This window comes from Micropruina sp., assembly GCF_027492755.1.
In the GTDB taxonomy this organism is placed as follows: Bacteria; Actinomycetota; Actinomycetes; order Propionibacteriales; family Propionibacteriaceae; genus Micropruina.
Genome location: NZ_JAPUED010000100.1, coordinates 1 through 10324, shown reverse-complemented (window position 1 = coordinate 10324; position 10324 = coordinate 1). Strand labels below are relative to the sequence as shown.

9 protein-coding genes are annotated in these 10324 nt (G+C 70.5%); 6 read left to right on the top strand and 3 right to left on the bottom strand.

The features are described from left to right. Positions 1–97 precede the first annotated feature (97 nt). Positions 98–1177 (bottom strand): DNA polymerase domain-containing protein, encoded by a 1080-nt coding sequence (locus Q0066_RS06885; RefSeq protein WP_298131427.1) that lies wholly within the window; start codon positions 1175–1177, stop codon positions 98–100. Between the two features lie 128 nt (positions 1178–1305). On the opposite strand from Q0066_RS06885, the gene msrB reads away from it, so the two are divergent. From msrB to Q0066_RS06860, 5 genes are all read left to right on the top strand, one after another. After that, positions 1306–1719, top strand: a complete 414-nt coding sequence (gene msrB, locus Q0066_RS06880) for a peptide-methionine (R)-S-oxide reductase MsrB (RefSeq protein WP_298131425.1) — start codon at positions 1306–1308, stop codon at positions 1717–1719. A gap of 62 nt (positions 1720–1781) precedes the next feature. Beyond that, complete coding sequence (locus tag Q0066_RS06875; RefSeq protein ID WP_366521502.1) at positions 1782–2372, top strand: DUF3000 domain-containing protein; 591 nt, start codon at positions 1782–1784, stop codon at positions 2370–2372. After that, positions 2369–3622: an HRDC domain-containing protein gene (locus tag Q0066_RS06870; protein ID WP_298131424.1), complete on the top strand. Its 1254-nt coding sequence runs from the start codon at positions 2369–2371 to the stop codon at positions 3620–3622. The genes Q0066_RS06875 and Q0066_RS06870 overlap by 4 nt, the downstream gene beginning before the upstream one ends. Before the next feature lie 239 nt (positions 3623–3861). After that, a complete protein-coding gene (locus Q0066_RS06865; RefSeq protein WP_298131421.1) occupies positions 3862–5616 on the top strand; it encodes a PQQ-binding-like beta-propeller repeat protein in 1755 nt (584 codons plus the stop codon). Continuing rightward, positions 5613–7301 carry a hypothetical protein gene (locus Q0066_RS06860; RefSeq protein ID WP_298131420.1) on the top strand — a complete coding sequence of 563 codons (1689 nt, stop codon included), beginning with the start codon at positions 5613–5615 and terminating at the stop codon, positions 7299–7301. The genes Q0066_RS06865 and Q0066_RS06860 overlap by 4 nt, the downstream gene beginning before the upstream one ends. A gap of 65 nt (positions 7302–7366) precedes the next feature. Here Q0066_RS06860 and dxs read toward each other — a convergent pair whose 3' ends face one another. Beyond that, on the bottom strand, positions 7367–9310 hold the full coding sequence (dxs, locus tag Q0066_RS06855; RefSeq protein ID WP_298131419.1) for a 1-deoxy-D-xylulose-5-phosphate synthase: 1944 nt from the start codon (positions 9308–9310) through the stop codon (positions 7367–7369). Positions 9311–9370: 60 nt separating this feature from the next. Here dxs and Q0066_RS06850 point away from each other — a divergent pair, with 60 nt between their 5' ends. Next, a complete protein-coding gene (locus tag Q0066_RS06850) occupies positions 9371–9730 on the top strand; it encodes a VOC family protein (RefSeq protein WP_298131417.1) in 360 nt (119 codons plus the stop codon). A gap of 39 nt (positions 9731–9769) precedes the next feature. Here the strand turns inward: Q0066_RS06850 and Q0066_RS06845 are convergent, their stop codons facing one another. After that, positions 9770–10180: a hypothetical protein gene (locus Q0066_RS06845; protein WP_298131415.1), complete on the bottom strand. Its 411-nt coding sequence runs from the start codon at positions 10178–10180 to the stop codon at positions 9770–9772. Positions 10181–10324: the final 144 nt, after the last annotated feature.

Sequence of the window (10324 nt, the reverse complement as noted above, 5' to 3'; positions counted from 1 at the left end):
ACAGTGCCCCGGCCGGAATCTGAGGCACCGCCTTGGCGAGCATCGGCTTCACCGGGGGCATCACGGGCAGCTGCATGGGAGCCATTGTGCCGCCCCGCTACTTCTCGATCCGGTTGCCCTGCTCGTCCCAGTGCGCCGCCACCTTCTTGGACGGCTGCACCCGCGGCGGCTCGCCGGGCATCTTCGGATAGTCAGGTGGAAAGTTCAGCTCGCCGCCGGGCAGGGTCTCCCACAGGTTGAGCAGGGGTTCCAGCGGGAACGCCTCGTCGTCCATGTCGGCCCACGGATCGCCGTGCGACAGGTAGTCGGGCACGGTGATCAGGTTGAACTCACGGGGGTCCTTGACCTCGGCCAGCTGCTCCCAGGTCATCGGGGTGCTGATCGGAGCACCGGGCCGGGCGCGCAGGCTCCAGGCGCCGGCGATGGTGCGGTCGCGATTGTTCTGGTTGAAGTCGATGAAGATCCGCTCGCCGCGCTCCTCCTTCCACCACGCGGTGGTCACCCCACCGTCGCGGCGTTCCAGTTCGCGTCCGAAGCCGATCGCGGCGTGCCGGACGTCCTCGAAGCTGTGCTCGGGACGGATCCGCAGGTAGATGTGGATGCCGCGGTTGCCGGACGTCTTCGGGTAGCCGCGCAACCCAAGCTCCTCCAGCAGTTCCCGGGCCACTGCCGCCACCCGTTGCGCGTCGGCGAAACCGGTGCCGGGCTGCGGGTCCAGGTCGAGCCGCAGCTCGTCGGGGTGGTCGACGTCCGGACGCCGCACCGGCCAGGGGTGGAAGGTGAGCGTGCCCATCTGTGCCGCCCAGACGAATGCCGCCGGCTCGGACGGGCACAGCTCGTCGGCGGGACGTCCGCTGGGGAAGGTGATCCGGACCGATTCGACGTAGTCGGGCGCACCCCTCGGCAGCCGCTTCTGGTAGAAGCCGTCGGCCTCCCGATCCTGCGTGCTGGTGGCCAGCCGCATCCCCTCGCGCCAGCCGTCGGGCCAACGCTCCATCGCGGTCGGCCGCTCCCCCATCGCCCGCATCAACGCGTCGCCCACGCTCGCGTAGTACTCGCAGACCTGCAGTTTGGTGACCGCCGGCGTCCGCTCCGTCGGCTCGTAGACGACCCGGTCCGGGCTGGTGACGCGGACCTGGCGTCCGGCCACTTCGACGACGACGGGGTTGGTAGCCATCGGTCCAGGCTAGTGGCACCGAATCGATCAAGATTGGGCACCGCGAGCGGTGGCCAATCGTGATCGATTCTGGCCAGTGCGCTCGCGACTACCCTGGAGCCGCCATCTTTGACACCGAGGAGCGCTCCATGGAACTCGATCCCACGCAATTCCGGACGCCGGAACAGTGGCGCGAGATGCTCACCCCGGCGGAGTACCACGTGCTGCGCGAGGCCGGCACCGAACGCCCGTTCACCGGGGAGTACACCGACACCACCACGCCGGGCACCTACCGCTGCCGGGCCTGCGGCGCGAAGCTGTTCACCAGCGACACCAAATTCGAGTCGCATTGCGGCTGGCCCTCGTTCTTCGCACCCGAGCTGGACAGCGTCCGCTACATCGAGGATCGCTCGCTGTGGCAGGTCCGCACCGAGGTGCGCTGCGCCACCTGTGATTCCCACCTGGGCCACGTGTTCACCGGTGAGGGCTATGACACGCCGACCGACAAGCGCTACTGCATCAACTCGATCTGCCTGACGTTGGAGCCCGAACAGCAGGGGTGATCGTGGCCGCTGCCCGGCGAGTCCCCCGGGCGGCGGGCGTCACCACGGCTAGATTCACCCCCGTGGGAGGAGCGCGCAAGACCATGGTGGGCAGTACCGGGTTGTTCGATGACGCGGTGGCTGCACTGCAAGCCATGCACTGGCGGCCCGAGTTGGTCATCGAAGAGATACCGGCGCCGCAGCGGATCGCACCGCACGCGGTCGCGGTGGCGGCCGAGGTTGTGGTCGGCGGCGAAGACTTGGGCAACGGACGGCTGGTGTTGTTGCACGACCCGGCCGGCAACGCCTCATGGGACGGCGACTTCCGATGCGTCACCTATGCCCGGGCCGAGGTGGATGCCGAGATGGTGGTCGACCCGCTGCTCACCGAGGTGGGCTGGTCGTGGCTGACCGACGCGTTGGAGCGTTACGACGCCGCCTACACCGCCCCGAGCGGCACCGTCACCGCCGTGTCGTCGCGTGCCTTCGGAGCCATGTCGGCCGACCCGCCGCGTGCCGAGATCGAGATCCGGGCCTCCTGGACACCGCTGGTCACCTCGGCCGACGACGTCACCCGGCACCTGATGAGCTGGTCCGAGCTGCTGTGCACCACCGCCGGCCTGCCACCGCTGCCCGAGGGCGTGGTGGTGATGTCGGCACGGCGTCGGCGGTGACCGACCAACCCGACGAACTCGTCGTCCTGGAGGCTCCGGCGGACGGCGTGCCCGAGGTCGTCCAGACACCGGCCGGGCTTGCCGAGGTCACGGCCGCACTGGCTGCGGGTACCGGCCCGGTCGCGATCGACACCGAACGTGCCCAGGGCTTCCGCTACTCGGCGCGTGCCTACCTGATCCAGTTGCGTCGCGCCGGCGCCGGCACCGTGTTGCTCGACCCGATCCCGTTCGCCGGTCGTGACCACCCCGCCGACTTCTCCGAACTGGCCGCGAAGCTGGCCGACGCCGAGTGGGTGCTGCACGCCGCCAGCCAGGATCTGCCCTGCCTGGCCGAGGTGCGACTGCTCCCCCGCCGCCTCTACGACACCGAGTTGGCCGCCCGGCTGCTGGGCATGCCCCGGGTCGCGCTGGGCACCCTGGTGGAGGAGGCCTTCGGGATCACCCTGCGCAAGGAGCACTCGGCCGCCGACTGGTCACGGCGTCCGCTCCCCGACGAATGGCTGACCTACGCCGCGCTCGACGTGGAGCTGCTGGTCGACCTGCGGGATTGGCTGGACGAGCGGCTTCAGGCGGCTGGCAAGGCCGAATGGGCGGCGCAGGAGTTCGCTCACCTGGTCGAGCGGGCCGACGTGCCGGCCCCTGAGCGGGTCGATCCGTGGCGGCGGACCTCCGGTCTCCATGCCGTCCGGACGCCGCGGGCACTGGCCGTCGTCCGCGAGTTGTGGCAGGTGCGGGACCAATTGGCGTCCTCGATGGACCGGGCGCCCGGCAAGATCCTGCCCGACCGGGCGATCAGCGCGCTGGCGGCCCGGGCCAACCCCGCCGAGGTGAAGCGCCTCGGTCCCACCGACCTGGCGGCCGTGCCCGAGTTCGCCTGGCGGTTCCCCTCCCGCTACCGGGCCCGCTGGCTGGCCGCGCTCGACCGGGTGGCCGCGCTGACCCGCGACCAACTGCCCAACAAGCAGCAGAGCGCCGAGGGTCCACCGCCCACCCGCACCTGGGAGATCCGCAATCCTGAGGCTGCCGCCCGTTGGGACGCCGTCCGGCCCGCCGTGCTCGAGCGGGCGTCCGAACTGGAGCTTCCGGTGGAGAACCTGATCAGCCCGGACGCCCTGCGCCGGCTGCTCTGGACGCCGCCCGCCGAGGTGAGCGCGGAAACGATCGAAGCCGCTCTGGCCGCCGAATCCGTCCGGCCCTGGCAGCGTGAATTGCTGGTGCCGCTGATCGTGGAGCGGTTGACGGCCGACTGACTCGCTGTCGCAAGCCGGCCTTCGACGCTCCGGAGTCAACGCTTCGACCAGCTCGACCAGCGGTGGCGCGGCGACCCGTCCGACCCAGACCGCGGCTTGTTTATAGTGAGCGGGTGTCAGATCCAGGCCACCTGCCGAGTGGTGCATTCGGTAGTCAGCCGCCGCAATGGCAGCCGCCTGCTCCGATTCCACCCCATCCTCAATCGTCGCCACCGGGATCGACGCCGCCCTGGGCCGGGATGCAGGCCGGTCCCCCGCCGCAGTTCGCCCCACCGACGCGGCAGCGCCGTCGACGGCCCTGGATCGCCTCGGTGTTCGTGTTCGTGGTCGTGTTCGGCGTGATCACCGCCGCCGCCGTGACCGGACGGCCGGTGACCGCAGCCGAGGCGTCCGCCGCGATGCGGTTCTTCCCCGCGTCCGGGACCCGCGTGGTTCTGGAGAACTCCGACGGCACCGACACGGTGGCCGAGTACTACAGCACGTTCGGCGCTCAGATCGCCCAGAGTGCACCGGCCGCCTTCAGTTACGGAATCAAGGACGCCGAAGAGGTGACCACGTCGAGTTGGGCGCGGATCGTCGAGGTCACCGCGGACGCCTCCGGACGGGTCAGCCGCCGACGCAGCCGGATGTTGTCCATCCAACCCACTGGTCTGGAACTACGGGCGGACGCCGGTGCACGCGACTTCCAGGCGTTCGAGCCCGGTTTGCCGGTGCTGCCCGCCGTCGTCCAGGACGGCCAGGAATGGACGGCCGCCGGCACCGCCACGCTGGGCAGCGGACGCAAGGCCTCGGGCCGCCAGCCGTACGCGGCGACGTTCAAGGCCACCGCGCAGGACGCCGGCTGTCTCTCGATCAGCATGGAACTGACCATCGGCCGGGAGACCGCCACCCGCGAGGTCAACACCTGGTGTCCCGGACGAGGGGTGATCGCGACCGTAGCGGGCACCATGACCTCCGGCCAGGTCACCCGTGTACCCCGCTGGCAGGCGGCCGGCCGGGTCACCGCCGACACCCCGCCGGCACTCACCGACAGCTGGAGCTTCACCCGGCGCGATCTCAACGTCGCACCGGTCGCGTTGTATGCCACGGTCCGCCCGGTGGTGCTGCCCGGATCGGTCGTCGTCTACGTCAACACCCCCGGCGGTGACCTGGTCGCCCGGGGCTGGTCGGACGGCGAGACCGACCCACGATGGAGCGCCCACCCGGGCGGCCAGATCACCTCGGCGATAGCCATCGGGAAGATCGTCGTCGCGGCCACCACCGAACGCACCGTGGTCGCCTACGGCGCTGAGGGCGAGTTCCTCTGGCAGGCCGAGGTCGACGACGTCAGCGCCGTCCCGGTCGCCCGGTTCGGCACGCTGGCCGTGCTGGCCGGCCTGGACGGAACGGTCACCGCCTTCGACGCCGCCACCGGCCGGGTCGCCTGGACCGCACAGCTGCCGACGGAGATCCGGCAGCCGATGGTCGTCGGCGCGACACTGACCGTGCTCGACCAGACCGGCAATCTGCTCAGCCTCGATGCGACGGGAGCCGTCCGGTCCGAGTTCGAGACCGAGGCACCGGAGGCGTTCGGCGTCGCCGACGGGATCGCCGTGGTGGCCAGCCGGGCCGACAGCTACGTCCGCGGCTACCGACTGAGCGACGGCGAGCGGCTGTGGCGGGTGCAGCTGACCGGCACCCGGCGTTCGATCACCGGGGCCGGTTCGCTCGCCATCGTCGCCCGGCAGGACGAGCTGGTCAGCCTGCGCGCTGCCGACGGCGTCCAGCAGTGGGCTCGTCCGATCACCCCGGTCCGCGTCCTCGCCCAGGGGGATCGGCTGGTGGTCGCCGACCGGACCGCGATCCGGCTGCTGGACACGTCCGGGAGAGAGGTGGCCAGCTACCGGACCCAGGAATCCGACCTGTCCTTCGGGGCCGGCGTCTTCCTGGTTCCGGATTCGGGTGACTTCTTCTGTTTCATCGGCACAGTCGCGTACCGCCGGGAGGCGTCATGAGGACGCTCGCAGCAGCCGGCGCCGTCGTGCGTGACATCGTCTGGCTGACCATCGTCCAACCGGTACGCGAGGGACGCCCCCGCCGCGACGGCTGGCCGGTCGGCCTGGTCGCGATCGTCACGGCGATCCTCATCCTGTACGGGCTACTCACCCTCGCGGTGGTGTTCGCCGGCCCACTGCGCAGCGCCGGCGCCCTTGTGGTGACCTCGAGTCAGACCATTCCGGACGTCGGCGCCTGGCTGTGCATCGCGGGCGTCGTGCTGTCGCTGGCGACGCTGCAGACGGCGGCGCTGCATCTGCCCTGGTGGGTGAAGTTGTTCACGCTGCTCACCGTGACGGTCGCCCTGTTCTACTTCGCGACCGCCGGGGCGTCCGATCCGATCCTGCTGGTGGCCAGCCTGCTCGGCCTGCTGGCCCTGGTGGTGCTGACCCTGGTGCGTTGGCAGGCAGCGTTCGCCTGGTGGGAGTTCGTGGCGGTCACGGTCGCCATCGGCGGCGCCGTGTTCTTTCCGATGGTCGGCAGCAGCACCTCCCGTGGGTTGAACGCAGACTGGCGCGGCATCGTCGCCGAGGGTGGTCTGATGACGGTGAGCACCCTGGCCATGCCCGCATTGCTGGTGGCCGGTGCCGCACTGGCCCAGATCGCCGTCGCCGCGTCGTTCTCCGGCGTGGCGGCCGCGACCCGCGAGTTCTCCCGGCGTCCGCTGCAACTGGCCGGGATGTTGCTGGTGATCTGGGCCGCCTTCGAACTGGGCCGCAGCTTCCAGGATCCGGAGAATGAGGCGGCGGGCTGGTTGGCTTCGCTGCTGGCGCTGGCGGGGATCGCCGGCGCCCAACTCGTCGTCATGGCGGTGGCCCGCCGGCCGCCGGCCTGGGCTGACCTGGACGAGGACTCGACGCCGGTGAACTACCTTGTCGCGGTCGGAACTGCCGCACTGGTGCTGCTCCAGCCGGTGCCGTTGATCCTGCGTGAGGTTGCCCGGAACCTCGGCCCGCAGTGGCTGTTCGCCTCGACCGATGCCTACCTGAACGCGTCGGCGACCGACCTCGCGCAGGCGATCTCCCGTGTCACGATCGGGGTGGCCGGACTCCTGATCGCACTGCCGCTGGCCCGGCGTGGTCGGCCCTGGGCGGCCATGTTCATGGCAGCGATGACGGTGCTGGCACTGTTCCAGCTGTTCCGCAACCTTGGCCTCGGCGGGTGGGCGAGCAACACGGTGCCGCAGATGTCGAGCCTGCTGTTGGTCGCCATGCTGGTGGTCGCCGCGGTGCTGCTGATCACCCGGCGGCTGACCATGCTGCGGGTCGCGGCGCTCGCCTCCGGGGTGCTGCTCTGCCTGGTCTATCCACATCGCGCCATCCTGGACGACCCGATCAGTGCCCTGCTCGGCTTCAGCGGCATCGCCGCGGTGCTGTTCGGTCTGGTCTGGCGACTGCTCACCGAGGGCGACATCACCCGCGAAGGGACGCCGCGCTGGCCGGTACCCGCGCGGGTGCTGCTCTACTGCGCCAGCGCCCTGATCGGCGTCACCTCAGCCGCCTTCATGACCCTGACCCGCAGCAGCGGTGGTTTCTTCGACGCTGCGATCTTCGCCGACGGCGGCGACTTCCTGCTGGGCACTCCCCTGTTCCTCACCGCAGCCGTCGGCTGCCTGGCGATCGCCCTCGCGCCCCCTCGGCACTGACAGACACCGCTGGTCGAGCTTGTCGAGACCCTGCCCCGAGGACCTCGCCCCCTGCCGTCTCGGAATCAGCCGTGGTGCCCGGTCTCGATCTTGCCGATCGAGGGCTCGGCCTCGCCGGACAGCACCGCCTCGGTGGCGAACCGGGCGATCTGCTGGGCGGTCACACCCAGGTCGGCCAGGATGCCCGGACGGCTGCCCTGCTCGATGAACCGCTGCGGAATCCCGAACTCCCGGACGTTGGCCCGGACGCCGGCCAGCCGGCATTCCTGCGCCAGCCGCGAGCCGAGCCCGCCGGCCAGGCCGCCGTCCTCGATGGTCACCACCAACTCGTGCGCACCGGCCAACCGGATCAGATCGGCGCTGACCGGCAACGCCCACACCGGATCGACCACCCGGACGCCGATGCCCTGCTGCGCCAGCCGGGTGCCGACCTCGACGGCGATGCCGGCGAACTGCCCCCAGCCGACGACCAGGACGCGCGGGTCGCCGTCCTCGAAGAGCACGTCGATCTCACCGTCGGTGCGCAGCGTCGGCAACGGTGCGGGCAGCGGATCCTTGGAGAACCGCAGCACGCTGGGCCCGTCGTCGATGTCGACCGCGAGTTCCAGCGCTTCCTGCAGTCGCTGCTCGTCGCGGGGCGCCGCGAGCCGTAGCCCGGGCACCATGCCGAGCAGGCCGAGATCCCACATGCCGTGGTGGCTGGGGCCGTCCGCACCGGTGATGCCGGCCCGGTCGAGTACGAAGGTGACGCCCTCACCGTGCAGGGCGACGTCCATCAGCACCTGGTCGAAGGCCCGGTTGAGGAAGGTCGAGTACAGCGCCACCACCGGGTGCAGCCCGGCCCGGGCCAGGCCGGCCGCGGACGCCACCGCATGCTGTTCGGCGATGCCGACGTCGAAGGTGCGGTGCGGGAAGTGCCGGGCGAACCGGGTCAGTCCGGTCGGGTGCAGCATCGCCGCGGTGATCGCGACCACCGAGTCGTCGGTGGCGCCGATCCTGGCCAAGTGCTCGCCGAAGGCGTCCGTCCACGTCCGGGCGGGCACGCTGCCCAGCGGTACGCCGGTGACCTGGTCGATCGGCCCGACCGCGTGGAACCGGTCCTCCTCGTTCGCCTCGGCGGCGGCGAATCCGCGTCCCTTCTCGGTCAGGCAGTGCACGATCACCGGGCCGCCGGTGAACCGGCGCGCCTGCTCGAGCGCGCGTTCCAAGGCTTCACGGTCGTGGCCGTCGATCGGTCCCAGGTACTTGATGCCGAGGTCGGAGTACATGCCCTGCGGCGCCAGCACGTCCTTCACGCCCGCCTTCACGCCGTGCATCAGGCCGTAGGTGGGCTCACCCACTACCGGCGTCCGGCTCACCCAGCGCTTGATGGCGGCCAGGCTGCGCTCGTAGCGCCGGTCGGTGCGGATCGCGGAAAGCTGCTGGCCCAGACCACGCAGCCGGCTGGCCAGGCCGCCGATGGTCGGGGTGTAGGAGCGGCCGTTGTCGTTGACCACGATCACCAGCCGCAGCTCGGGCTGCACGGCGATGTTGTTCAGCGCTTCCCAGGTCATGCCGCCGGTCAGTGACCCGTCGCCGACCACCGCGACCACCGTCCGGTCGTCCTCTTCGCGCAGCGCGAAGCCCTTGGCCAGGCCCTCCGCCCAGGACAGCGACGACGAGGCGTGCGAGCTCTCCACCCAGTCGTGTTCGGACTCGGCGCGACTCGGGTAGCCGGACAGCCCGCCCGGCTGGCGCAGGGTGTCGAAGCGATCCTGGCGTCCGGTGAGGATCTTGTGCACGTAGCTCTGGTGGCCGGTGTCGAAGATGATCGGGTCGCGCGGCGAGTCGAACACCCGATGGATGGCCATGGTCAGCTCGACCGCACCCAGGTTGGGCCCCAGATGGCCGCCGGTGCGCGCCACGTGCTCGATCAGGAAGGCTCGGATCTCCTCGGCCAGCCGGTCCAGTTCCGCGGGTTTGAGATCTCGCAGGTCGGCGGGTTGGGTGATCCGATCGAGCAACGGCATGGCGAGCAGTCTACGTCGGTGGCATCGGGCAGGCTGAGTGCCCCGACCCAGGAGGACCAGATGACAACGCCGTCCGTCGAGATCGTCATCGTGCTCGACTCCATCGACCCGGACGCCCTGGCGCCCTTCTGGTGCGAGGCACTTCGCTATCGCCGGCTGGACGGCGTGGAGCAGTACGCAGTGTTGGTGCCCGCTGAGGGCGCCACCGGGCCGATGATGCTGATCCAGGGCGTGTCGGAGCCGAAGCAGGGCAAGAACCGGATGCACCTCGACCTGCATGTGCCCGATCTGGCCGGCGAGGTGGACCGACTGGTCGCCCTCGGCGCGCAGCGGGTCGGGGACGGCGCCATCGGCGACTCGATCCGCTGGGTGCGGATGCTCGACCCGGAGGGAAACGAGTTCGACCTGGGCAGCGCCTGAGCCCGGCTCTGCTGTTGACCCAGCCACGGGTGACGGCAGCTACATCGTGGGCACGAAGCGTCTGCCGCGTAGCGCCTCCTCGACCATCGTCACTTCGCGTCGCAACCGGGCGAGGAAGGCCTGCTGCTGCGACCACACCTCCACCGCCCCGGCGATCACCTCGGGTGCGACCAGATCGGCCAGGCTCATCCGAACACCGGCCAGCCCCTCCCGGCTCGCCCGCTCCTGCGCCTCGACGAACACCGCCGCGAAGCGCGCCAGCACCACCGGATGCCGGCGCAGCAACCGATAACGCCGGTAGTCGGCAGGACAACAGTCGAGCAGGAACTCGGTGGCCGTCAGTTCCCAGTCCGGAGCCCCCGGCGGGCGGACCCGCTCCGGCCACCCCGGCGGCACATACCCCGTTGATACCGACCGCTCCACTCGCGGCCACGGACGCTCGGTGCGCATCGCCCACCTCCCCTATATCGAACATCTGTTCGATTCTAGGAGATCGCTGGAACCTCGTCCAGAGGCCACCATCGCTCGACCATCCGAGCTCGCACGTCCGGGGACGGTTCTTTCACATTCGAAGTTCGCACGTCGGGGGACGGT